The following is a 23579-nucleotide window of genomic DNA, read 5'->3' on the forward strand; positions in this document are numbered from 1 at the left end:
CGCCTCAGTCCGTGAGGCCGAGTTCCCGGGCGATGAGCATCCGCTGGACCTCGCTGGTGCCCTCGCCGATCTCCAGGATCTTGGAGTCGCGCCACATCCGGGCCACGGGGTATTCGTTCATGAAGCCGTAGCCGCCGTGGATCTGGGTGGCCTCGCGGGCATTGGTGACCGCGATCTCGGAGGAGTAGAGCTTGGCCAGCGCCGCCTCCTTCTTGAACGGCTCGCCGTGCACCAGCCGGGAGGCCGCGTCGCGCCAGGCGACGCGGGCGGTGTGGGCCCGCATCTCCATGTCGGCGATCTTGAACTGGATGGCCTGGTTGGCGCCGATGGGCCGGCCGAAGGCCTCGCGGGTCCTCGCGTACGCCACCGACTCGTCGACGCAGCCCTGGGCCAGGCCCGTGGCCAGCGCCGAGATCGCGATCCTGCCCTCGTCGAGTATCCGCAGGAACTGGGCGTACCCGCGGCCCTGCTCGCCCAGGAGGTTCGCCGCCGGCACCCGGACGTCGGAGAAGGACAGCTCGCGGGTGTCCGAGGCGTTCCAGCCGACCTTGGAGTAGGGGGCCGCGACCGTGAAGCCGGGCGTGCCCGAGGGCACGATGATCGAGGAGATCAGCGGCTTGCCCTCCGCCGTGCGGCCGGTGACGGCGGTGACGGTGACCAGGCCCGTGATGGTCGTGCCGGAGTTGGTGATGAAGCACTTGGTGCCGTTGATCACCCATTCGCCCGTGGCCTCGTCCAGGCGCGCGGTGGTGAGGGTGGCGCCGGCGTCGGAGCCGCCGCCGGGCTCGGTCAGGCCGAAGGCGCCCAGCATCTCGCCGGAGCAGAGCCTCGGCAGCCACTCGCGCTTCTGCTCCTCCGTGCCGAAGCGGTAGATGGGCATGGCGCCCAGCGAGACGCCCGCCTCCAGGGTGATCGCCACGGAGGAGTCCACGCGGGCGAGCTCCTCGAGGACGAGGCCGAGGGCGAGATAGTCCCCGCCCATGCCGCCGTACTCCTCGGGGAACGGCAGCCCGAACAGCCCCATGCGGCCCATCTCCCGCACGATTTCGTACGGGAACTCATGACGCTCGTAGAAGTCGCCGATCTTCGGGGCGACGACGTCGTGTGCGAACTCCTCCACGGTGCGGCGGAGTTCCTCGTGCTCGGGGGTGAGGCGGTGGTCCAACGACATGGTTCAGGGCTCCTGGTGGGAGAGGGCACGAACGGTGCGGGACGGGCTCGGCCGGCCGAGCCGGCCGGCCATCCACACGCTAGTGGCGGACAGCAGACCAAGATCAACCCCGGTGGTGATGCCGAGTCCGTCGAGCATCCACACCAGGTCCTCGGTCGCGAGATTGCCGGTCGCGCTCTTGGCGTACGGGCAGCCGCCGAGGCCGCCGGCGGAGGCGTCGACCGTGGTCACGCCGTGCCGCAGGGCGGCGAGAGTGTTGGCGAGCGCCTGGCCGTACGTGTCGTGGAAGTGCACCGCGAGCCGCCCGGCGGGCACCCCGGCCTCGTCCAGCGCGGCCAGCAGCGCCCCGACATGGCCGGGGGTGGCCACACCGATGGTGTCGCCGAGGCTGAGCTCGTCGCAGCCGAGGTCGAGCAGGCGGCGGCTGACGCGGACGGTCTGCTCGATGGGGACCGGGCCCTCCCAGGGGTCGCCGAAGCACATCGACAGATAGCCGCGCACCCGCAGCCCCGCCTCGCGGGCCGCCGTGACGACCGGGGCGAACATCTCCAGCGACTCGGCGACCGTACGGTTGAGGTTGGCCTTGGCGAACGACTCCGTCGCGCTGCCGAAGACGGCGACCTCGCGGACGCCGAGCGCGAGGGCGCGCTCCAGGCCGCGCGCGTTGGGCACCAGCACGGGCAGGCGGGCCCCGACGCCGTCGAGCAGCGGCATCAGCTGCTCGGCGTCGGCCAGCTGCGGCACCCACTTGGGATGCACGAAGCTCGTGGCCTCGATGGTGGACAGCCCCGCTGCGGCGAGGCGGCGGATGAACTCCGCCTTCACCTCGACGGGGACGACCGTCTTCTCGTTCTGCAGGCCGTCGCGGGGGCCCACCTCATGGATACGGACGTGGGTGGGCAGGTCCGGGTCGGGCACGGCCATGGGCAGTCGGCCGGTCATGACTCCTCCAGGGGCGCGGCCGGGGTGACGACGGCCAGGACCTGGTCCATCGCCACCGTGGCGCCGGCGCTCACGTCGAGCTCGGTGACGGTGCCGGCGTGCGGGGCGGCGATGACGTGCTCCATCTTCATCGCCTCGACGACCAGGAGGCTCTGGCCCGCGGCGACCTCGTCGCCGACGGACGCCTTGACGACGGTGACCGTGCCGGGCATGGGGGCGGTGAGGGCGCCCGCGTGGGCGGCGGCCGTGCCACCGGTGGCCTCGACCGGGTCGTGGTCGGCGAGGTACCAGGAGTCGCCGTCGCGGGCGAGCCAGGTGCCCCCCGGGCCGGGGACGGTGGTGAAGGTGTGGGTGAGGCCGTCGAGGTCCAGGGTGAGCCTTTCCCCCACCCCGCCCGCGCTGGAGGCGACGGCACCCGTCGTGCCCGTCGCGTCGGCGGCATCGCCGTCCGGCGCCGACAGCAGGAACTCCGCCCGGCCCACCTCCCCGCGCACGCGCACCGTCACCGGGCTGTGCCCCGGTACGCGGAAGTGGTGCGCCGTCCACGCGGGCTCGCCGCCCAGGCGCCAGCCGGTCGGGAGCGAGAAGGGGTCCACCCAGCCGGGGGCGGGCTCGGGGGACAGCCCCCGCTGCCGGAGCAGCGCACCCGCCACGTACACCTCGTCCGGCACCTCCGTCGGCACCAGCGACGCCGCGTCCCGGTCCACCAGCCCCGTGTCCAGGTCGCCCGCCGCCACGTCCGGGTGCGCCAGCAGCCTGCGCAGGAACCCCACGTTGGTGTCGACGCCCAGCACGGCAGTCTCCGCGAGGGCGGCCCGCAGGCGGCGCAGGGCGGTGGCCCGGTCGGGGCCGTGGGCGATCACCTTGGCGAGCATCGGGTCGTAGGACGTGCCGACCTCCGAGCCCTCGACGAGCCCCGAGTCGACGCGCACCCCCTCACCGGCCGGCTCACGCAGCAGCCGCACCGTGCCCGCCGACGGCAGGAAGTCCACCCGGTCGCCGCTGACCCGCGCCGTCTCCGCGCAGACGCGGGCCTCCACGGCGTGGCCGGCCAGGGTCACCTCCGCCTGGGTGAGGCCCAGCGCCTCGCCCGCGGCCACCCGGACCTGCCACTCCACCAGGTCAAGGCCCGTGATCAGCTCTGTCACCGGGTGCTCGACCTGGAGGCGGGTGTTCATCTCCATGAAGAAGTACGAGGACGGGTCGTCGCCCGGCACGATGAACTCCACCGTGCCCGCCCCGGTGTAGCCGCAGGAGCGCGCGGCCTGGACGGCGGCCTCGCCCATGGCCGCACGGGTGGCCTCGTCCAGCAGGACGCTCGGCGCCTCCTCGATGATCTTCTGGTGGCGCCGCTGCAGCGAGCACTCGCGCTCGCCGAGGTGGATCACGTTGCCGTGGCCGTCGGCCAGCACCTGGATCTCGATGTGGCGGGGCCGGTCGACCCACCGCTCGACGAGCAGCGTGTCGTCGCCGAAGGAACCCCGGGCCTCGCGCCGTGCCGCGGCGATCTCCTCGGCGAGCAGGACTTCGTCGCGGACGAGCCGCATGCCCTTGCCGCCACCGCCCGCCGAGGGCTTGAGCAGCACCGGCATCCCGATCTGGCGGGCAGCCTCGGTGAGTTGCGCGTCCGTCAGGCCGCTGACCGAGGAGCCGGGCACGACCGGCACGCCCGCCGCCCGGACCGTCTCCTTGGCGCGGATCTTGTCGCCCATCAGCTCGATCGCCGGTGCGGGCGGGCCGATGAAGGCGAGACCGGCGTCGGCGCAGGCGCGGGCGAAGGCGGCGTTCTCGGCGAGGAAGCCGTAGCCGGGGTGGACGGCCTGCGCGCCGGTGCGGGCGGCGGCGTCCAGGAGCCGTTCTATGGACAGGTAGCTCTCGGCGGCGGCCGCCGGGCCGATGTGGACGGCCGTGTCGGCCTCGCGCACATGCCGGCTGCCGGCGTCGGCGTCGCTGAAGACGGCGACGGAACGGATGCCGAGCGTGCGCAGCGTACGGACGACCCGTACGGCGATCTCGCCTCGGTTGGCGACAAGGACAGTGTCGAACATGCTCCGCCTCACATCCGGAAGACGCCGTAGCCGGGCGCTGTGCGGTCCTTTTCGGGCAGCGGCGCGTTGGCGCACGCGGTCAGGGCCAGACCCAGCACCTGCCGGGTCTCCAGGGGGTCGATGACGCCGTCGTCCCACAGCCGCGCGGTCGCGTAGTAGGCGTTGCCCTGGGTTTCGTACTGCTCGCGGATGGGGGCCCGGAAGGCGTCCTCGTCCTGCGCGCTCCACTGCTCGCCGCGCGCCTCGAGCTGGTCGCGCTTGACGGTGGCGAGGACCGAGGCCGCCTGCTCGCCGCCCATCACGGAGATCTTGGCGTTGGGCCACATCCACAGGAAGCGCGGTGAATAGGCGCGGCCGCACATCGAGTAGTTGCCCGCGCCGTACGAGCCGCCGACGACGACCGTGAGCTTGGGGACCCGGGCGCAGGCGACGGCCGTGACCATCTTGGCGCCGTGCTTGGCGATGCCGCCCGCCTCGTACTGCCGGCCGACCATGAAGCCGGAGATGTTCTGCAGGAAGAGCAGCGGGATGCCGCGCTGGTCGCACAGCTCGATGAAGTGGGCGCCCTTCTGGGCGGATTCGGAGAAGAGGATGCCGTTGTTGGCGACGATGCCCACGGGGTGACCGTGGATGCGCGCGAAGCCGGTCACCAGCGTCTGCCCGAACTCGGCCTTGAACTCGGCGAACCGCGAGCCGTCGACGATCCGGGCGATGACCTCGCGCACGTCGTAGGGGGTGCGCGAGTCGACCGGCACCGCGCCGTAGAGCCCCGCGGGGTCGGCCTTGGGCTCCTCCACCGGCTCCACGGACCAGGGCAGGGGGCCGCGCCCGGGGAGCGTGGAGACGATGGTCCGCACGATCCGCAGGGCGTGGGCGTCGTCCTCGGCGAGGTGGTCGGTGACGCCCGAGATCCTGGAGTGGACCTCGCCGCCGCCCAGCTCCTCGGCCGTGACGACCTCGCCCGTGGCGGCCTTCACCAGCGGAGGGCCGCCCAGGAAGATGGTGCCCTGGCCGCGCACGATCACGGCCTCGTCGCTCATCGCCGGCACATAGGCGCCGCCGGCCGTGCAGGACCCGAGCACGGCGGCGATCTGCGGGATGCCGGCGCCGGACATCCGGGCCTGGTTGTAGAAGATGCGGCCGAAGTGCTCGCGGTCGGGGAAGACTTCGTCCTGCATGGGCAGGAAGGCGCCGCCGGAGTCGACGAGATACAGGCACGGGAGCCGGTTCTCCAGCGCGATCTCCTGCGCGCGCAGGTGCTTCTTGACGGTCATCGGGTAGTAGGTGCCGCCCTTGACCGTGGCGTCGTTGGCGACGATCAGCGTCTCGCGGCCGGAGACCCGGCCGATGCCGGCGATCACGCCCGCCGCCGGGGCCGCCCCGCCGTACATCCCGTCGGCGGCCAGCGGCGCGATCTCCAGGAAGGGCGAGCCGGGGTCCAGCAGGGCGTCGACGCGGTCCCGGGGCAGCAGCTTGCCGCGCGCCACATGCCGCGCGCGGGCGCTCTCGCCACCGCCCAGCCGCGCGGCGGCCAGCTTCTCGCGCAGCCGCGCGGCCAGCTCGCGGTGCGCGGCCTCGTTCGCCCGCCAGGCGTCGGAGGCCGGATCTGCGGCGCTCCCCAGCACCGGTGCCTGCTGCATGTACTCGAGCTCCCTTGCTCGGTTAATGAGCGTTAACACTTTCTTTCAGGTTAACGACCACTAACGCGGCTGTCTAGAATTACCTTCGTGAAAGACGCAGCGACCCGGCCCCCGGCCGCTCCCGCCCCCACCCGCCGCGAGCAGATCCTCCAGGAGGCCGCCCGGCTCTTCGCCGAGCGCGGCTTCCACGGCGTCGGCGTGGACGAGATAGGGGCCGCCGTAGGCATCAGCGGGCCCGGTCTCTACCGCCACTTCGCGGGCAAGGACGCGATGCTCGCCGAGCTGCTGGTCGGCATCAGCGGGCGGCTCTTCGCCGGTGGCCGCAAGCGGGTCGCCGAGGCGTCCGAGGCGGGTGCCGGGCCGGCCGTCGTGCTCGACTCGCTCATCGACGGGCACATCGACTTCGCCCTCGACGACCGCGCGCTCATCACCCTGCACGACCGTGAGCTCGGCCAGCTCCGCGACAGCGACCGCAAGCTGGTGCGCTCCTTGCAGCGGCAGTACGTGGAGCTGTGGGTCGAGGTGGTCCGCGCGTTGCACCCGGGCGCCGCCGAGGCCGAGGCCCGCACCGCCGTCCACGCCGTCTTCGGCCTGCTCAACTCCACCCCGCACCTCGGCCGCCCCGGCGCGCTCCCCAGCCGCGCGGCCACCGCCGCCCTGCTGCGCCGCCTCGCCCTGGGCGCGCTGGGCGCCCTGTCGGACTGAGGGACCGCCCGGTCCGGCCCGGCGTGTCCGGGCCGGGCAAGGTGCGCCCCCGGAGCGTCACGATCACGCCAACGGGATCTGGACAGCCCCGATGACCGGCCGGTAACTTCGCTGAGCAAGCGCTTACACAGCCGGGAGGGGACGCCATGCGCCGCACCGTCTTCAGCGAGGAACACGAGGCTTTCCGGGAGACCATCCGCGCCGTCATCGCCGCCGAGGTCGTGCCGCACTACGACGCGTGGCGCGAGGCGGGCGCCGCCCCGCGCGACTTCTACAAGAAGCTCGGCGAGCTCGGCGTCTTCGGGATCGAGGTGCCCGAGGAGTACGGCGGCGCCGGGCAGCGCACCTTCAAGTTCCAGGCCGTCATCACCGAGGAATGCGCCCGCGCCGGCGTCAGCTTCGGCGGCGCCGGCGTCCACACCGCGCTCTGCCTGCCCTACCTGCTGAGGTACGCGAACGAGGAGCAGAAGCGGCGCTGGCTGCCCCCCTTCGTCTCCGGCGACATGATGACCGCCATCGCCATGACCGAGCCCGGCACCGGCTCCGACCTGGCCGGCATGAAGACCACCGCCACGCTCTCCGAAGACGGCACGCACTACGTCCTCAACGGCGCCAAGACGTTCATCACCGGCGGCGTACAGGCCGACCGGGTGCTCGTCTGCGCCCGTACCGCCCCCGCCACCGCCGAGGACCGCCGCGGCGGCATCACCCTCCTCGCCGTCGACACCGCCTCCGAGGGCTACGCGGTCGGCCGCAAGCTGGAGAAGCTCGGCCTGAAGGCGTCCGACACCGCCGAGCTGTTCTTCACCGACGTCAAGGTGCCCGTCGAGGACCGCCTGGGGGAGGAGGGCAAGGCGTTCGGCTACCTCACCCACAACCTTCCGCAGGAACGTCTCGGCATCGCCGTGAGCGCCTACGCGCAGTCCGCCGCCGCCGTCCGGTTCGCCATGGACTACGTGCGGGACCGCACGGTCTTCGGGCAGAGCGTGGCCTCGTTCCAGAACACCAAGTTCGTGCTGGCCGACTGCCGTTGTGAGGTCGACGCCATGCAGGCCGTCGTGGACCGCGCCCTGGAGGCGCACGACGCGGGCGAACTGACCGCCGCCGACGCCGCCTCCGCGAAGCTGTTCACCACCGAGCGGGCGGCCGTCGTCATCGACAAGTGCCTCCAACTGCACGGCGGCTACGGCTACATGATGGAGTACCCCATCGCCCGCCTGTACGCCGACACCCGCGTCACCCGCATCTACGGCGGTACGAGCGAGGTCATGCGCTCGATCATCGCCAAGTCGATGGGGCTGTGACCCACCGCCCCACCCGCACGCCCCACCATCCGTAAGGACCATCGGCCCATGAGTGAGCCCCTTACCCCCCTGGACGACCTCCTCGGGCTGCTCGACCTCGAACGCATCGAGAAGGACATCTTCCGCGGCACCACCGGCCGGCCCGTGCTCGTGCCGCGGGTCTTCGGCGGGCAGGTGGCCGCTCAGGCGCTGGTCGCCGCGGGACGCACCGTCCCCGGCGACCGCCCCGCCCACTCCCTGCACTCCTACTTCCTGCGCCCCGGCGACCCCCGGGTGCCCATCGTCTACACCGTCGACCGCATCCGCGACGGCCGCTCCTTCACCACCCGGCGCGTGGTCGCCGTCCAGCACGGTCAGCCGATCTTCCACCTCTCCGCGTCCTTTCAGGCGTACGAGGAAGGGCTGGAGCACCAGGAGCCGATGCCGCCCGCGCCGGACCCGCTCACCCTCCCCGCCCCGGCCGAGATGCTCGCCCGGCACGCCGAACTGCTCGGCGGGCCGGAGGTCGTCGAGCGGATCCTGGAGGCCCGCGGCGCGGTCGACCTGCGGTACGTCGACGCACCGCCGTTCGCCAGCATGGGCGAGCCCCGCGAGCCCACCTCGCAGGTTTGGTTCCGGACGAACGGCAAACTGGCCGACGACCCACTGCTGCACATCTGCCTGGCCACCTACGTCTCCGACATGACGCTGCTGGACTCCGTCCTGCTCGCCCACGGGCGCGGCGGCTGGGCCGTCGGCGACGTCGTCGGCGCGAGCCTGGACCACGCCATGTGGTTCCACCGCCCCTTCCGGGCCGACGAATGGCTGCTCTACGACCAGGAGAGCCCCACGGCCCAGGGCGGCCGGGGGCTCGCCAGAGGACGGATCTTCACCGCGGACGGGCGACTGGCGGTTTCGGTCATCCAGGAAGGAGTCGTACGCGTTCCGCGGGGCTGAGGACCGTTACCCGTTACTCTCGTGACCGACCGTCAGCAGACGTAGGGGGGAACGGGAATGACGCGCGCGTCCGCGCCCATGGGGATGGCGTTCAGAGTGATGATGATCGTGGGGGCTGCGCCGCCATCCTCCTCGGCATCGTCCTGGCGTTCTTCTGGCACGGCTGGCTCGTCGACATGACCGGCGCCCCCCGGGTGATGGCGGGGCTGGGCTTCCGGGCCCTCGAGGCCGCCGTGCTGTACGGCGGCACCTGGCTGGCCGTCCGGGGCTGGAACGGCACTCTCCGGGGAGAGGGTTCTCTCCCGTAGCCGGACGGACCGGTCCTCGGCCCGCCCGGCGACCGGTCCGGTTACAGCAGCCCCGCCGCCTCCAGCAGGTACGCCGTCATCGGCTCGTAGAAGCGCGGGTCCAGGACGTGGTCGTCCAGCGGCACCGCCACCTGCAAGGTGCCCTCCGCCTCGCCGAGGAAGAGCGCCGGGTCGTTGCAGTCGGCGTAGCCCACCGCGTCGATGCCGCGCTGCGCCGCACAGCCGGCCCAGCCGTGGTCGGCGACCACCAGGTCCGGCAGCAAACGACCCTCGCGCGCCAGGCCGTCGAGGATCGCGGCCATCGGCGCGGGGGAGTGCGTGTGCCACAGCGTCGCGCCGCGCTCGTACACCGCGACGTCGGCGACCTGATAGACCGAGCCCTCATCGGCCCGCAGCCCGCTGGGGATCGAGACGATCTCGGCCCCCGCCGCCCGCAGCGCCGCCGCCGTCGTGCGGTGCACGTCCAGCAGGCCGCCCGGGTGCCCGGTGGCGAACAGCACCCGCTGCCGGCCCTCCGCCGCCTTGCGCAGGAAGGCGGCCATCCGCTCCAGCCCGGCCACCGTCAGCTCCGGGTCGATCGTGTCCTGCCCCACGCGGTGCTCGAGGTCGTCGCTGACGCCGCAGCGCTCCGCCATGACGGCCAGGACGTCCTGTGTGTCGGTCCAGCGGTCGCCGAGCTCCAGGCCCAGCCAGTGCAGCCGGTCGCCCTGCGCGAGCCTGCGGTAGTGGTCGAGGTTGTTCTCGCGGGGAGTGGCGACGAGGCCCGCGATACGCGTCCGGACGAGGTGATCGATCAGTTCGGTACGGCTGGGTGGTATCGGCATGGGCTCATTCTCCCCCTGCGGTGCGCGATGGACGCCATGTCCATATGGCGAAGCCGGACCCTTCAGTTCCGTACATGTGCGGAATCCGCCTCCCTGCCTACCCTCGGGTACGTCCATCGCCGCTGCTCCGACGTTGACGCGACCGTGACCCGTCGGCGCCCCGTCCGTGATCCGAGAGGCCCCCAGCATGAGCACCCCCGCCCCCCGTGAACCGCGCGGCCCTGTCGACTCCTCCCGCATCCCCCGCTACGCGGGCCCCGCGACCTTCGCCCGGCTGCCCCGCCTCGACGAGGTCGGCACCACCGACGTCGCCGTCGTCGGCGTGCCCTTCGACACCGGCGTCTCCTACCGCCCCGGTGCCCGCTTCGGCGGCAACGCCATCCGCGAGGCCTCGCGCCTGCTGCGCCCGTACAACCCGGCCCAGGACGCGTCGCCCTTCGCCCTGGCCCAGGTCGCGGACGCCGGTGACATCGCCGCGAACCCGTTCAACATCGACGAGGCCGTCGAGACGATCGAGGCCGCGGCCGACGACCTGCTCGGCACCGGCGCCCGCATGATGACCCTCGGCGGCGACCACACCATCGCGCTGCCGCTGCTGCGCTCGGTGGCCAAGAAGCACGGCCCCGTCGCCCTGCTGCACTTCGACGCCCACCTGGACACCTGGGACACCTACTTCGGCGCCGAGTACACCCACGGCACGCCCTTCCGCCGGGCCGTCGAGGAGGGCATCCTCGACACCTCCGCGCTCTCCCACGTCGGCACGCGCGGCCCGCTGTACGGCAAGAAGGACCTCACCGACGACGAGAAGATGGGCTTCGGCATCGTCACCTCCGCCGACGTCATGCGGCGCGGCGTCGACGAGATCGCCGACCAGCTGCGCCAGCGCGTCGGCGACCGCCCGCTGTACATCTCCATCGACATCGACGTCCTGGACCCGGCCCACGCGCCCGGCACCGGCACCCCGGAGGCGGGCGGCCTGACCTCCCGCGAGCTGCTGGAGATCATCCGCGGCCTGTCCTCCTGCAACCTGGTCTCCGCGGACCTCGTCGAGGTGGCCCCCGCCTACGACCACGCCGAGATCACCTCCGTGGCGGCCTCGCACGCGGCGTACGAGCTGACGACGATCATGTCGCGGCAGATCGCCGCCGCCCGCGGCTGAGCGCTCCGGGGGCGCCGCCCCCGGGCCGCCGCCCGGCGCGGGGGCGTAAAGACCGCGTAAGGCGAGGCGGCCCCGGCGACAAAGGGCCGTAAGGACGCGATCACGGTTCGTGTCCGAGCCGGTTGGCTGGGCGGGTGCTCTATCGTGCCCCGCAACACCGCACCCGCAACAGCCACCGCAAGGTCGCCGGCGGCCTCGTCGACCCCAAGCAGCTGCTCGCCTCCTTCCCGGAGGCGGTCCGCAAGCTGCACCCCAGAGTGATGGTCAAGCACCCGGTGCTGTTCGTCGTCGAGGCCGGGGCCGTCCTCACCACGCTCTCCGCGCTCCTCGACCCTTCCGTCTTCGCCTGGCTCATCAGCGTCTGGCTCTGGCTGACCGTCGTCTTCGCCAACCTCGCCGAGGCCGTCGCCGAAGGCCGGGGCAAGGCCCAGGCCGAGACGTTGCGCCGCACCCGCGGCACGACCGTCGCCCGCCGGCTGCGCACCTGGCGTGTGAGCATGGACCGCCGGGACTGGGCGGAGGAGCACGTTCCGGCGAGCGACCTGCGGCCGTACGACTTCGTGGTGGTCGAAGCCGGCGGGATCGTCCCCGGCGACGGCGAGGTCGTCGACGGCATCGCCTCGATCGACGAGTCGGCCATCACCGGCGAGTCCGCACCCGTCATCCGCGAGCCCGGCGGCGACCGCTCGGGCGTCACGGGCGGCACGAAGGTGCTCTCCGACCGGATCGTGGTGCGGATCACCTCGCGCCCCGGCCACACCTTCCTCGACCGCATGATCGCCCTGGTCGAGGGCACCAGCCGGCAGAAGACGCCCAACGAGCTGGCCCTCAACATCCTGCTGGCCTCGCTGACGGTGATCTTCATCCTGGCCGTGGTCTCGCTCCAGCCGATGGCCGCCTGGTCGGGCGCCCCGCAGACCATCACGGTGCTGGTCGCCCTGCTGGTCACCCTCATCCCCACCACCATCGGCGCCCTGCTCTCCGCCATCGGCATCGCCGGCATGGACCGCCTCGTGCAGCGCAACGTCCTCGCCCTGTCCGGCCGGGCCGTCGAGGCCGCCGGCGACGTCAACACGCTCCTGCTCGACAAGACCGGCACCATCACCCTCGGCAACCGCCAGGCCGCCTCCTTCGTGCCCGTCCAGGGCGTGCCCGCCGAGCTGCTGGCCGACGCCGCCCAGCTGGCGTCGCTGGCGGACGAGACGCCCGAGGGCCGCTCCATCGTCGCGCTCGCCCAGAGCGGGTACGGCATCGCCGAGCGCTCCGGGAACGAGCTCACCCACGGGCGCTTCGTGCCCTTCACCGCCGAGACGCGGATGAGCGGCGTCGACTTCGCCTTCGAGGGCGACTTCTGCCGCATCCGCAAGGGCGCGGCGAGCGCGGTCACCCACTGGGTCGCCCGGCGCGGCGGCTCGGCCCCCGCCGAGGCGGGCTGGATCGCCGACTCCATCGCCGCGGGCGGCGGCACCCCGTTGCTCGTCGCCCTCGAGGACGCCGACGGCCCCCGGGTGCTGGGCGCCGTCCACCTCAAGGACGTCGTCAAGCCCGGCATCGCCCAGCGCTTCGCCGAGCTGCGGGCCATGGGCATCAAGACCGTCATGGTCACGGGCGACAACCCGCTCACGGCCAAGGCCATCGCCGCCGAGGCCGGCGTCGACGACTACCTGGCCGAGGCCACGCCCGAGCAGAAGCTGACCCGCATCAAGGAGGAACAGGCCGGCGGCAACCTCGTCGCCATGACCGGCGACGGTACGAACGACGCCCCCGCCCTCGCCCAGGCCGACGTCGGCGTGGCCATGAACACGGGCACCCCGGCCGCCAAGGAGGCCGGCAACATGGTCGACCTCGACTCCGACCCCACCAAGCTCATCGAGATCGTCGAGGTCGGCAAGCAGCTGCTCATCACCCGCGGCGCCCTGACCACCTTCTCCATCTGCAACGACGTCGCCAAGTACTTCGCCATCGTGCCCGCCATGTTCGGCGGCGTCGCCGGCTACGAGGGCCTGGAGAAGCTCAACGTCATGGGCCTGCACAGCTCCACCTCGGCCATCGCCTCCGCGATCATCTTCAACGCGCTCGTCATCGTCGCCCTCATCCCGCTGGCGCTGCGCGGCGTGCGCTACGCCCCCTCCTCCGCCCACGCGCTGCTGCGCCGCAACCTGAGCCTGTACGGGCTGGGCGGCCTCGTGGCGCCCTTCGCCGGCATCAAGCTCATCGACCTGCTGATCCAGTACATACCGGGCATCTGATCCTCACCGGACCAGCACGTTCCGTAACGACGGGATGAAAATCGCAGCCCGCGGCGTTGGGGCCTTCCGTCAGAACAGGGGAGCGGGGCAGCGGGAGGTCTCGGGTGGCGGCGACGGAAACAACCGGTCAGGGGTGGGCCAGGCGGCTCACGTCGTACTGCTGGCGGTACCGCGGCACGGTACTGCTCGCCCTGGGATCCTCCCTCGCCGGCATGGCCGTCATGGCGCTCGTCCCCCTCATACCCAAGCTGATCATCGACGACGTCATAGGCTCCCACCAGCGCTCCCTCGCCCCCTGGGCCACCCTCCTGGTCGTCGCGGCGGTCGCCGTCTACGCCCTGACCTACGTCCGGCGCTACTACGGCGGCCGGCTCGCGCTCGACGTCCAGCACGACCTGCGCACCGAGATGTACGCCTCGCTCGCCCGCCTCGACGGCAGGCGCCAGGACGAGCTCTCCACCGGACAGGTCGTCGGCCGGGCCACCAGCGACCTCCAGCTGATCCAGACCCTGCTGTTCATGCTGCCGATGATGATCGGCAACATCCTCCTCTTCGTCATCTCGCTCGTCGTGATGGCGGTCCTCTCGCCGCTGCTCACCGTCGTCGCGCTCGCCGTCGCCCCCGCGATCTGGTTCCTCGCCCAGCGCAGCCGCACCAAGGTCTTCCCCGCCACCTGGTACGCCCAGGGCCAGGCCGCCGCCGTCGCGGGCGTCGTGGACGGCTCCGTCACGGGCGTCCGCGTCGTCAAGGGCTTCGGGCAGGAGGCGCAGGAGGCCGGCAAGCTCCGCGAGGTCAGCCGCAGGCTCTTCGCGGGACGTATGCGCACGGTCCGGCTCAACTCCCGCTACACCCCCGCCCTGCAGGCCGTGCCCGCGCTCGGGCAGGTCGCCATGCTGGCGCTCGGCGGGTGGATGGCCACGCGCGGCCAGGTCACGCTCGGCACGTTCGTCGCCTTCTCGACCTACCTCGCGCAGCTCGTCGGTCCCGTGCGCATGCTGACCATGGTCCTGACCGTCGGCCAGCAGGCGCGCGCCGGCGTCGAGCGCGTCCTGGAACTCATCGACACCGAGCCCGTGGTGAAGGAGCGCGCCCAGGCGCACGAGCTCCCCGCGGACGCCCCCGCCACGGTCGAGTTCGACAACGTCAGCTTCGGCTACGACCCCGAGCGCCCCGTCCTCGACGGCCTCTCCCTGCGCCTCGAGCCCGGCGAGACCGTGGCCGTCGTCGGCGCCTCCGGCAGCGGCAAGTCGACCCTGGCGCTGCTGCTGCCGCGCTTCTACGACGTCACCTCCGGCACGGTGCGCGTCGGCGGCCACGACGTGCGCGAGCTGACGCTGTCCTCGCTGCGCAAGGCCATCGGGCTCGTGCCGGAGGACAGCTTCCTGTTCTCCGACAGCATCCGCGACAACATCGCCTACGGCCTGCCCGACGCGACGGACGAGCAGGTCCGGGCGGCGGCCCGGGCCGCGCAGGCGGACGGCTTCATCCGCGACCTCCCCGACGGCTACGACACCAAGGTCGGCGAACAGGGCCTGACCCTCTCCGGCGGCCAGCGCCAGCGCATCGCCCTCGCGCGGGCCATCCTGACCGACCCGCGGCTGCTGCTCCTGGACGACGCGACCTCCGCGGTCGACGCCCGCGTGGAGCACGAGATCCACCAGGCGCTGCGCGGCGTCATGGCCGGCCGGACGACGCTGCTCATCGCCCACCGCGCCTCGACGCTGGCGCTCGCCGACCGCATCGCGGTGCTGGACGGCGGCCGGCTCGTCGACATCGGTACGGCCGAGGAACTGCGGGGCCGGTGCGCGCTGTACCGGCGGCTGCTCACCGACCCGGAGGAACTGGCGGGCGTGGCCAAGGACCCGGCGGGCCTGGTGGAGCCCAAGGCGCGCGCGGCGACGGCCGGGCCGCGCCGCGCCGTCGTCGACGGCGTCACCCCCTCCCTGTGGGTGCGCAGGGAGACCCCCGACGTCCCCGGGCACGGCCACGGCGTTCTCGCCGGGATGCCGGCCACGCCCGAACTGCTCGCCAAGGTGGACGCCCTGCCGCCCGCCGACGACACCCCCGACGTCGACGAGGAGCGCTCGGCGCGGCCCGAGGAGTCCTACGGCCTGCGGCAGTTGCTGCGCGGCTTCCGGGCGCCGCTGGCCGTCAGCCTGCTGCTCGTGACCGTCGACGCGGGCGCCGGCCTGCTGCTGCCCGTACTGATCCGGCACGGCATCGACCAGGGCGTCCAGCGCGTGGCCCTGGGCGCCGTGTGGGTGGCCTCCGCCCTCGCGCTGCTCGTTGTCCTCGGCCAGTGGGCCGCGCAGGTCGGGGAGATGCGGATGACCGGGCGGACGGGCGAACGCGTGCTGTACGCCCTGCGCGTGAAGATCTTCGCCCAGCTGCAGCGGCTCGGCCTGGACTACTACGAGCGCGAACTCACCGGCAAGATCATGACCCGGATGACGACGGACGTCGACGCCTTGTCGACATTCCTGCAGACCGGCCTGGTCACCGCCGTCGTCTCCGTCCTGACGTTCTTCGGCATACTCGTCGCGCTCGTCGTCATCGACGCCGAACTGGCCCTGGTCGTCCTCGCCACGCTGCCGCCGCTGGTCCTGGGCACGTACGTCTTCCGCAAGCAGAGCGTCAAAGCCTACGAACTCGCCCGCGAGCGCGTCGGCCTGGTCAACGCCGACCTCCAGGAGAGCGTCGCGGGCCTGCGCATCGTGCAGGCGTTCCGCCGCGAGGGTTCCGGCGCCCGGCGCTTCGCCGGGCGCAGCGCCGCCTACCGGCAGGCGCGGGTGCGCGGCCAGTGGCTGATATCGGTGTACTTCCCCTTCGTCCAGCTGCTGTCGTCCGTCGCCGCGGCGGCGGTGCTGATCGTGGGCGCGGGCCGGGTGGGCGACGGAACGCTGACGGCGGGCGCGCTGGTGGCGTACCTGCTCTACATCGACCTGTTCTTCGCGCCCGTCCAGCAGCTCTCGCAGATCTTCGACGGCTACCAGCAGGCCACGGTCTCCCTGGGCCGGGTGCAGGACCTGCTGCGCGAGCCGACGACGACGCCGGTGGCCAAGCGGCCGCGCCCGGTCCGCGAGCTGAGCGGCGAGGTCGTCTTCGACGACGTGCGCTTCCACTACGGTGCCGACGACGAGGACCCGGCACTGCACGGCATCCGGCTGACGATCCCCGCCGGGCAGACCGTCGCCTTCGTCGGCGAGACCGGAGCGGGCAAGTCCACGCTGGTGAAGCTGGTCGCCCGGTTCTACGACCCCACCGCCGGGGCCGTCCGGGTCGACGGCCACGACCTGCGCGAGCTGGACCCGGTCGGCTACCACCACCGGCTCGGCGTCGTCCCCCAGGAGCCGTACCTCTTCCCCGGAACGGTGCGCGACGCCATCGCCTACGGGCGCCCCGACGCGAGCGACGCGGAGGTCGAGGCGGCGGCCCGGGCGGTGGGCGCGCACGAGATGATCGCCACGTTGGACGGCGGATATCTGCACACGGTCACCGAGCGCGGCCGCAACCTCTCCGCCGGCCAGCGGCAGTTGATCGCCCTGGCCCGCGCCGAGCTCGTCGACCCGGACATCCTGCTGCTGGACGAGGCCACGGCCGCGCTGGACCTGGCGACCGAGGCCCTGGTCAACCAGGCCACCGACCGGCTCGCCGGCAAGCGGACGACGCTGGTGGTGGCGCACCGGCTGACCACGGCGGCCCGGGCCGACCGGGTGGTGGTCCTCGACCGCGGCCGGGTGGCCGAGGACGGGACGCACGGGGAACTGCTCGCGCGGGACGGGCGGTACGCGGAGCTGTGGCGGACGTTCACGGGCGAGACGGTTCCGGCCCGGCGGGTGGGTGCCGTAGGTTGACCGGAACGATCTTGACTGTAGGAACGGGGACCCATGCGCAAGCTCACGTACTTCATCTCCATGACGCTCGACGGTTGCATCGCCGGCCCGGACGGTGAGTACGACTTCATGTACCCGGTGCTGGACGAGGACTTCACGGCCTCGCTCGTCGCGAGCCACCCCGACGCCCTGCCCGGGCACGTGCGTCCGCACCTCGGTCTCGGGCCCGACAACCGGGACTTCGACACGGTCCTCATGGGGCGCGGCACCTACGAGCCGGGGCTGGAGGCGGGCTTCCCCAGCCCCTACCCGCACATGAAGCAGTACGTGATCTCGTCGTCCCTCACCGCGAGCCCCGACCCCGCCGTCACCGTCTTCTCCGGTGACCCGCGGGAGCTCGTCCGCGAGCTCAAGGCGCGGGAGGGCAAGGGCATCTACCTGTGCGGGGGCGGGAACCTCGCGGGCCAGCTGCGCGACGAGATCGACGAGCTGGTGGTGAAGATCTACCCGTTCGTCGCCGGCGACGGCATCCGGCTGTTCTCCGGTGGCGGGTTCTCCCCCGAGCTGTACGAGCTGAAGGAGTCGCGCACGTTCAAGAACGGCGCCCTCGTCGTCCGGTACGCCAAGATCACAACCGTCTGACCCTGGCGTGGCGGATGTCGCCCCCGGTAGGTTCGCGGCGACCTTTGCGAACCCAGGGGAGGGCGCATGCGCAAGGCTCTCAGAATGCTGCTGGCGCTGACGATGTCCATAGGGGCAGTCGGCGCCGGCAGCGTGACGGCAGGGGCGGCGACCGCCGAGACCGTGCCGGACATCAAGGAACGCATCCTCAAGATTCCCGGGATGAGTTTCGTCGAGGAGAAGCCCTACGAGGGCTTCCGCTACCTCGTGTTGAACTATCAGCAGCCTGTCGACCACAAGAACCCGGCCAAGGGCACCTTCCAGCAGCGCTTCACCCTGCTGCACAAGGCCACGGACCGGCCCACCGTTTTCTACACCTCCGGTTACAACGTCTCCACCAACCCGTCCCGCAGCGAGCCGGCCCGGATCGTCGACGGCAACCAGGTGTCGATGGAGTACCGCTTCTTCACTCCGTCCCGCCCGAAGCCGGCCGACTGGTCCAAGCTCGACATATGGCAGGCGGCCACTGACCAGCACCGCCTCTACCAGGCCCTCAAGCCGGTCTACGGCAAGAACTGGCTGGCCACCGGCGGCAGCAAGGGCGGCATGACCGCCACCTACTTCCGCCGCTTTTATCCGAATGACATGAACGGCACCGTGGCCTACGTCGCGCCCAACGACGTGGTCAACAACGAGGACTCGGCCTACGACCGGTTCTTCGCGGGCGTGGGCGACAAGGCATGCCGCACCCAGCTGGAGTCCGTGCAGCGCGAGGCGCTCGTACGCCGCGACGAGATCGTCGCGCGCTACCAGAAGTGGGCCGACGCCCAGGGCAAGACCTTCAAGGTCGTCGGCAGCGCCGACAAGGCCTACGAGAACGTCGTCCTCGACCTCGTGTGGGCGTTCTGGCAGTACCACCTGCAGAGCGACTGCAAGACCGTCCCCGCGACGAAGGCGTCCACGGACGACCTCTACAAGTTCCTCGACGAGATCTCCGGCTTCGACGCCTACACCGACCAGGGCCTGGAGCAGTTCACGCCGTACTACTACCAGGCGGGCACCGAGCTCGGCGCCCCGACGTTCAAGGCCCCGCACCTGAAGGGCCTGCTGCGCTACCCGGGCATCTACCAGCCGCGCAACTACGTGCCGCGCGACATACCGATGACGTTCCGCAACGGCGCCATGGCGGACGTCGACCGCTGGGTGCGCGAGGACAGCAAGCGCATGCTGTTCGTCTACGGGCAGAACGACCCGTGGAGCGCCGAACCGTTCCGCCTCGGCAAGAACGCCGAGGCCCGGCACGACTACCGGTTCTACGCGCCGGGCGGCAACCACGGCACCAAGATCGCCGATCTGGTGGCCGACGAGCGGGCCAAGGCCACGGCCGAGGTCCTGCGCTGGGCCGGCGTCGCGCCCGCGACCGTGCAGAAGGACGACCGGCACGCCAAGCCGCTGGCGCCCTACGACGCGAAGCTCGACCGCTCGCCCGTCGAGCAGAAGTCCACGCTGCGGCCGTAGGCCCCGCGCGCCCTCAGGACAGGCGGCGGGCGCACCCCACCGGTGCCCCGCCGCCGACCTGTACGTACAGGTCCGTGTCCGGCGGGCAGTCGTCGCGGGTACGGGCGGTCTCCTCCACGCGGAACTCCGGGGACCGGGCCGCCGTGCCCTCGCAGGCGGTCTCCTTCACCACGCCGTGCCGCTCGGTGTACACGCAGTCGCCCACGACCGTCAGCGGGCCGCCGCCCCGGCCGGGGTCGCCGGGATGCGGGGGCCGCAGGTTACGCATGCAGGCGTAGCCCTCAGGGGCGCTCTCCGACTCCGACGTGCCGGTGTTGACGGCCGTGATGTGCAGGACGAAGTCCGTGGTCTGCGGGCAGCGCGGGCCCCCGGCCTGCGGGCCGTAATAGCGGGCGAGGACGGTCGCGGTGGCCTGCTCGCTGGCGCAGTCCACCTCCCCGAAGGCCGGCCGGCCCCGGCCGGCGCACGAGCCCCGGTCCAGGAACGCGGCACCGCCTCCCGGCGCGGACGGCGACATAGCCGCCCCCTCGCCCTGGGCGACGCTCTCCGCCCCCGTGCGGCCCGGGGCATGGCAGCCGGTGAGCACGCACGACCCGTACAGGACCGCCAACGCGAACAGCGCCTCCGGCAGCGCGCGATGGCGCATGTTCTCCCCCAAACACCGTACGAGCGTCCACTGTTACCCGACGGCCACCAGCGCACGCCAGGCGTGCGGGAGGGTTCGCGGAGGGTGACCGCACGCCCCTTCCCCTGACGGCCTCGCTTCCCACTCCGGCGGTCCGCCGCCGGCGCAGCGGGAGGGGTACGCACCGGCGACGGCGGGCTGCCGGCCGCAGGCGGCGGAGAGGGTGGCCGGCACCGCGGTCAGCGGCGGGACCGGCACCGCTCTGCGGAGTACCAGCGGCAGCACGCCTGTGTGACGGGCCGCGCCCCGGAGCGGTTCCGCGGGGGCCGGTCTAGCCCGTGGCGCCGCGGGCCTTGCCGAAGCCGCGCGCCCTGCCGAACCGCACGGGCGCGCGCAGGGTCAGCAGCTTCGCGCGGGGGGCGAGCCGGCGGACCATCGCGAACACCGACTCCGTGCGGGAACGGTCGGCGTCCAGCACCGTGAAGAGGTTGACGCCCAGGTAGAAGGTGATCGCGGCGTTGGCCAGGTCGCGCGGGGGCGTGAGCCGGGCGAGCGGGGTGCCGCCGATGACCCGCTCCAGGGTCTCCTCCATGAACGCCAGCCACGGTTCCACCCGGACCCGGATCTCCTGGCGCAGCTCGGGCTTGGCGACGGCGGCGGCGACAAGCTCGGACAGGAGCGTGATGTGGCCGCCCTCGAGGTCGTCGCGGTAGATGCGGGTGGCGCACTCGGCGAGCTCCTCCAGCGTGCTCGCGTCCGCGACGGTGGCGGTGTGCCGCTCCATCCGCTCGGCGGACGAGCGGTCCAGCGCCGCGAGCAGCAGCGGGTCGACACCACCGAAGTGGTAGAAGACGAGCGCCGAATTGACGTCGGCCTCCTTGGCGATCGTGCGCGCGCTGGCCTTGCCGTACCCCTGCGTGCGCAGGATCGTGCCCGCCGCGGTGATCAGCCGTTCCTTGGTCTCCACCGACATGTGCCGCCCTCTCGAAGAGCGTTCATCATACGGTTTAAGCGACCGATCAAAACGACGGTTCAGAGCGACCGCGACGGCCACTGCTCACGCAGCAGCCGCACGGTCTCGCTGATCGCCGGCCGGCGGGCCGCGCCGGTGCGCCAGTAGGTGAACAGCCGCCTCACGGGGACGGGTTTGAGCGGTACCGCCCGCACGCCCTCCGGGATCGGGCCACGGCCCAGCCGGGGCAGGAGCGCGATGCCCAGGCCCGCCGCGACGAGGGCGACCTGCGTGTGGTTCTCGGCGGCCTGGTAGGCGAGGTCCGGCTCGCTGCCGCCGGCCCGCAGGGTGCGCACGAGCCAGTCATGGCAGACGGTGTCGGGCGGCTGGCAGATCCAGCGCTGGTGCGCCAGGTCCGCGTGGCCCAGCCGCTCGCGCCCGGCCAGCGGATGGCCGCGCGGCACCAGCACGTCGCACAGGTCGTCGCCGATCCTCGCCCGCCCCAGCCCCTCCGGCGCGGGCAGCGGCGCGATGTCCCACTCGAAGGTGACCGTCAGATCGAGCACCCCCTGGGCCACCAGACCGACGGACAGGTGCGGGTCGACCTCGACCAGGCGGGCGTCCAGGGCGGGGTGCTCGTGGGCCAGAGCGGCCAGCACGCCCGGCAGGAGGCCGCGCGCGGCCGACGCGAACGCCCCGATCACCAGGCGTCCCGCCGGCACCCCGCGCTGCTCCTCCAGGTCGGTCTCCGCCCGCTCGACCATGGCCAGCAGTTCGCGGGCCGTCTCCGCCAGCCGCACGGCCGCGTCGGTCAGCGCCACCCCGCGCCCCCGGCGCTCCAGCAAGGTGGTGCGGGTCTCGCGCTCCAGCTTGGTGATCGACTGGGAGACGGCGGAGGGGGTGTACCCCAGGGCGACGGCGGCGGCGCTGACCGAGCCGTGCACCGATACGGCGTGCAGGGCGCGCAGGCGGGACAGGTCCAGCATGGTCTTCCAACCCCCCATTGTTGAGCGTTGCTGAATCCCATCATGAAGAAGTACGAGCTGGTGCTACATGGTGGGTGCAGCTGATCCTCGGGGCATGCGTCCACTGCACATAGCCCTGGCCGTCGCCGTCGCGGCGCTGTGGGGCGTCAACTTCGTCGTCATCCACGTCGGCCTCGAGCACTTCCCGCCCCTGCTCTTCTGCGGGCTGCGCTTCCTCGCGGCCGCGCTGCCCGCCGTCTTCCTCGTGGGGCGGCCGCCGGTGAAGTGGCGGTGGATCATCGGGGTGGGACTGGCGCTCGGGGTGGGCAAGTTCGGGCTGCTGTTCGTCGGGATGCACGCGGGGATGCCGACCGGGCTGTCCTCGCTGGTCCTGCAGGCCCAGGCGGTCTTCACCGCCCTCTTCGCCATGGTCGCCCTCGCGGAACGCCCGGGCGCGGTACGGCTGCTGGGCATGGCCGTGGCCTCGGCGGGCATCGTCGTGGCGGCCCTGGACGAGGGCGCCTCCGGGCCGCTGCTCGGCTTCGGCCTGGTCGTGGTCGCGGCGGCCTTCTGGGGCGTGTCCAACATCCTGACCCGCAAGGCCGCGCCGGCCGACGCCCTGAGCTTCACCGTGTGGATCAGCACCGTCCCGGTGCTGCCCCTGTTGCTGCTGTCCCTCGTCTTCGAGGGCCCGGCCGCCGACGCCCGGGCCCTGCGCTCCCTCGACTGGAGCGGCGTCGGCGCCCTGCTGTTCGTCGCCTGGGTCAGCACCGTGCTCGGCTTCGGCGCCTGGAGCTTCCTGATGCGCACCTACGACGCCTCGGCCGTCGCCCCGTTCACCCTGCTGGTGCCGGTCTTCGGCATGTCCTCGGCGGCGCTGCTGCTGGGGGAGGACGTGAGCGTGCCGCGGTGGTGCGCGGCGGTGCTGCTGGTGGGCGGCGTCGCGGTCACCTCGCTGGCGGGGCGGCGGCGACCAGCCCCCGCAAGTACTCCGCTCCCGGCCCGGCCAGCTGCGGGAACTCCGCAGCCTGCGGATGCCAGCGCTTCTCGTACTCCCAGCACAGCCAGCCGTCCCAGCCGGCACGGCTGAGCACCCCCACGCAGGCGCCCAGCGGCAGCACGCCCGCGCCCAGCGGCAGCGGCGCGCTCTCCTGCGCCGAGGCGACGTCCTTGACCTGCACATAGCCCAGGTGGGGGGCCAGCGCCGGGAAGCTGACGGCGGGTTCCTCCCCGCCCAGCCAGGTGTGCAGCACGTCCCACAGCGCACCGATGCTGCCGTGCCCCACGGGGCCCAGGATGCGCACCGCGTCCTGGGCCCTGCGGTGCGAGTCGTGGGTCTCCAGCAGGACGCGGACGCCCGAGTCGGCGGCGAGCGGCGCGACGGTGGCCAGGCGGCGCGCCGCGACCGCGTCGGCCTCCGCCGCCGGCCGGTGCCCGCCGCCGGGGAACACCCGCACGAACGGCGCCCCCAGATCCCCGGCGAGCCGGACCAGGGCGTCCAACTCGGCCAGCACCGGCTCGTCGGGCCCGGGCGCGGCGACCCGGGCGTACCCGGCCAACGCCAGGATGCCGATCCCGGCCTCGGCGAACTGCCCGGCCGTCGCCGCCCGCTGCGCGAGGCCGATCCCCGGGTGCACGGGTTCCTCCGGGTCGGCCCTCAGCTCGACCCCGTCGTAGCCGTGCGCACGGGCGAGCCGCACGACGTCGCTCAGGCACATTCCGGGCACACCGAGAGTGGAGAAGGCCAGCTTCATGCTGATCGGTTTCCCCGTAACCGGG

The 23579-nt window shown here is 72.6% G+C and carries 18 protein-coding genes and 1 pseudogene; 10 read left to right on the forward strand and 9 right to left on the reverse strand.

The annotated features are described in order from the left end of the window. Positions 1–4 precede the first annotated feature (4 nt). Genes ABZ956_RS29260 through ABZ956_RS29275 form a run of 4 tightly spaced genes read right to left on the reverse strand, consistent with a single transcriptional unit; the run spans position 5 to position 5801 of the window. Positions 5–1165 (reverse strand): acyl-CoA dehydrogenase family protein, encoded by a 1161-nt coding sequence (locus tag ABZ956_RS29260; protein WP_361900139.1) that lies wholly within the window; start codon positions 1163–1165, stop codon positions 5–7. 9 nt (positions 1166–1174) lie between these two features. Then, positions 1175–2113: a hydroxymethylglutaryl-CoA lyase gene (locus tag ABZ956_RS29265; RefSeq protein WP_361900060.1), complete on the reverse strand. Its 939-nt coding sequence runs from the start codon at positions 2111–2113 to the stop codon at positions 1175–1177. After that, positions 2110–4161: a biotin carboxylase N-terminal domain-containing protein gene (locus ABZ956_RS29270; RefSeq protein WP_361900063.1), complete on the reverse strand. Its 2052-nt coding sequence runs from the start codon at positions 4159–4161 to the stop codon at positions 2110–2112. The genes ABZ956_RS29265 and ABZ956_RS29270 overlap by 4 nt, the downstream gene beginning before the upstream one ends. An 8-nt stretch (positions 4162–4169) precedes the next feature. After that, a complete protein-coding gene (locus ABZ956_RS29275) occupies positions 4170–5801 on the reverse strand; it encodes a carboxyl transferase domain-containing protein (protein ID WP_361900066.1) in 1632 nt (543 codons plus the stop codon). 87 nt (positions 5802–5888) lie between these two features. Here ABZ956_RS29275 and ABZ956_RS29280 point away from each other — a divergent pair, with 87 nt between their 5' ends. The 4 genes from ABZ956_RS29280 (at position 5889) to ABZ956_RS29295 (ending at position 9054) form a co-directional block, all read left to right on the forward strand. Then, positions 5889–6506 (forward strand): TetR/AcrR family transcriptional regulator, encoded by a 618-nt coding sequence (locus ABZ956_RS29280; RefSeq protein WP_361900069.1) that lies wholly within the window; start codon positions 5889–5891, stop codon positions 6504–6506. Positions 6507–6652: 146 nt separating this feature from the next. Then, entirely contained in the window at positions 6653–7810 is a 1158-nt protein-coding gene (locus ABZ956_RS29285) for an acyl-CoA dehydrogenase family protein (protein ID WP_361900071.1), read from the forward strand. A 48-nt stretch (positions 7811–7858) separates the two neighbouring features. After that, on the forward strand, positions 7859–8746 hold the full coding sequence (locus tag ABZ956_RS29290) for an acyl-CoA thioesterase II (RefSeq protein WP_361900074.1): 888 nt from the start codon (positions 7859–7861) through the stop codon (positions 8744–8746). Positions 8747–8922: 176 nt separating this feature from the next. Then, positions 8923–9054 (forward strand): hypothetical protein, encoded by a 132-nt coding sequence (locus ABZ956_RS29295; protein WP_361900077.1) that lies wholly within the window; start codon positions 8923–8925, stop codon positions 9052–9054. A 41-nt stretch (positions 9055–9095) separates the two neighbouring features. Here ABZ956_RS29295 and ABZ956_RS29300 read toward each other — a convergent pair whose 3' ends face one another. After that, entirely contained in the window at positions 9096–9878 is a 783-nt protein-coding gene (locus ABZ956_RS29300; RefSeq protein WP_361900080.1) for a phosphatase, read from the reverse strand. A 187-nt stretch (positions 9879–10065) separates the two neighbouring features. Between ABZ956_RS29300 and speB the strand changes: the two genes are divergently transcribed. The 5 genes from speB to ABZ956_RS29325 all read left to right on the forward strand — a co-directional run bounded on the left by speB (position 10066) and on the right by ABZ956_RS29325 (position 19258). Further along, positions 10066–11037: an agmatinase gene (gene speB, locus ABZ956_RS29305; RefSeq protein WP_126914246.1), complete on the forward strand. Its 972-nt coding sequence runs from the start codon at positions 10066–10068 to the stop codon at positions 11035–11037. A 134-nt stretch (positions 11038–11171) separates the two neighbouring features. Beyond that, a complete protein-coding gene (gene kdpB / locus ABZ956_RS29310; RefSeq protein ID WP_361900083.1) occupies positions 11172–13286 on the forward strand; it encodes a potassium-transporting ATPase subunit KdpB in 2115 nt (704 codons plus the stop codon). Between the two features lie 104 nt (positions 13287–13390). After that, positions 13391–17140 (forward strand): ABC transporter ATP-binding protein, encoded by a 3750-nt coding sequence (locus ABZ956_RS29315; RefSeq protein ID WP_361900086.1) that lies wholly within the window; start codon positions 13391–13393, stop codon positions 17138–17140. 33 nt (positions 17141–17173) lie between these two features. Then, on the forward strand, positions 17174–17761 hold the full coding sequence (locus ABZ956_RS29320; protein ID WP_361900089.1) for a dihydrofolate reductase family protein: 588 nt from the start codon (positions 17174–17176) through the stop codon (positions 17759–17761). Positions 17762–17827: 66 nt separating this feature from the next. Beyond that, entirely contained in the window at positions 17828–19258 is a 1431-nt protein-coding gene (locus tag ABZ956_RS29325) for a S28 family serine protease (RefSeq protein ID WP_361900093.1), read from the forward strand. Between the two features lie 13 nt (positions 19259–19271). Here the strand turns inward: ABZ956_RS29325 and ABZ956_RS29330 are convergent, their stop codons facing one another. From ABZ956_RS29330 to ABZ956_RS29340, 3 genes are all read right to left on the reverse strand, one after another. Beyond that, the gene (locus ABZ956_RS29330; protein ID WP_361900096.1) at positions 19272–19904 is read right to left on the reverse strand and encodes a hypothetical protein; all 633 of its coding nucleotides are present in this window, start codon (positions 19902–19904) and stop codon (positions 19272–19274) included. Between the two features lie 310 nt (positions 19905–20214). Continuing rightward, complete coding sequence (locus tag ABZ956_RS29335; protein ID WP_361900098.1) at positions 20215–20856, reverse strand: TetR/AcrR family transcriptional regulator; 642 nt, start codon at positions 20854–20856, stop codon at positions 20215–20217. Between the two features lie 59 nt (positions 20857–20915). Further along, positions 20916–21821, reverse strand: a complete 906-nt coding sequence (locus ABZ956_RS29340; protein ID WP_361900101.1) for a LysR family transcriptional regulator — start codon at positions 21819–21821, stop codon at positions 20916–20918. A gap of 94 nt (positions 21822–21915) precedes the next feature. Between ABZ956_RS29340 and ABZ956_RS29345 the strand changes: the two are divergent. Beyond that, positions 21916–22695 (forward strand): annotated as a pseudogene (locus ABZ956_RS29345) (EamA family transporter); the annotation flags it as partial. Positions 22696–22747: 52 nt separating this feature from the next. Here the strand turns inward: ABZ956_RS29345 and ABZ956_RS29350 are convergent. Then, positions 22748–23554: a sugar phosphate isomerase/epimerase family protein gene (locus ABZ956_RS29350; RefSeq protein WP_361900104.1), complete on the reverse strand. Its 807-nt coding sequence runs from the start codon at positions 23552–23554 to the stop codon at positions 22748–22750. Positions 23555–23579 lie beyond the last annotated feature (25 nt).

The sequence above is a fragment of the Streptomyces sp. NPDC046261 genome (assembly GCF_040646235.1).
GTDB lineage: Bacteria > Actinomycetota > Actinomycetes > Streptomycetales > Streptomycetaceae > Streptomyces.

Excerpts from the sequence above, each read along its gene's own strand:
- ABZ956_RS29340 (WP_361900101.1), bottom strand. The coding sequence starts at position 21,821 with ATGCTGGACCTGTCCCGCCTGCGCGCCCTGCACGCCGTATCGGTGCAC.
- ABZ956_RS29275 (WP_361900066.1), bottom strand. The coding sequence starts at position 5,801 with ATGCAGCAGGCACCGGTGCTGGGGAGCGCCGCAGATCCGGCCTCCGAC.
- ABZ956_RS29285 (WP_361900071.1), top strand. The coding sequence starts at position 6,653 with ATGCGCCGCACCGTCTTCAGCGAGGAACACGAGGCTTTCCGGGAGACC.
- ABZ956_RS29330 (WP_361900096.1), bottom strand. The coding sequence starts at position 19,904 with ATGCGCCATCGCGCGCTGCCGGAGGCGCTGTTCGCGTTGGCGGTCCTG.
- ABZ956_RS29295 (WP_361900077.1), top strand. The coding sequence starts at position 8,923 with ATGACCGGCGCCCCCCGGGTGATGGCGGGGCTGGGCTTCCGGGCCCTC.
- ABZ956_RS29320 (WP_361900089.1), top strand. The coding sequence starts at position 17,174 with ATGCGCAAGCTCACGTACTTCATCTCCATGACGCTCGACGGTTGCATC.
- ABZ956_RS29350 (WP_361900104.1), bottom strand. The coding sequence starts at position 23,554 with ATGAAGCTGGCCTTCTCCACTCTCGGTGTGCCCGGAATGTGCCTGAGC.
- ABZ956_RS29300 (WP_361900080.1), bottom strand. The coding sequence starts at position 9,878 with ATGCCGATACCACCCAGCCGTACCGAACTGATCGATCACCTCGTCCGG.
- ABZ956_RS29265 (WP_361900060.1), bottom strand. The coding sequence starts at position 2,113 with ATGACCGGCCGACTGCCCATGGCCGTGCCCGACCCGGACCTGCCCACC.
- ABZ956_RS29335 (WP_361900098.1), bottom strand. The coding sequence starts at position 20,856 with ATGTCGGTGGAGACCAAGGAACGGCTGATCACCGCGGCGGGCACGATC.
- ABZ956_RS29290 (WP_361900074.1), top strand. The coding sequence starts at position 7,859 with ATGAGTGAGCCCCTTACCCCCCTGGACGACCTCCTCGGGCTGCTCGAC.
- speB (WP_126914246.1), top strand. The coding sequence starts at position 10,066 with ATGAGCACCCCCGCCCCCCGTGAACCGCGCGGCCCTGTCGACTCCTCC.
- ABZ956_RS29325 (WP_361900093.1), top strand. The coding sequence starts at position 17,828 with ATGCGCAAGGCTCTCAGAATGCTGCTGGCGCTGACGATGTCCATAGGG.
- ABZ956_RS29270 (WP_361900063.1), bottom strand. The coding sequence starts at position 4,161 with ATGTTCGACACTGTCCTTGTCGCCAACCGAGGCGAGATCGCCGTACGG.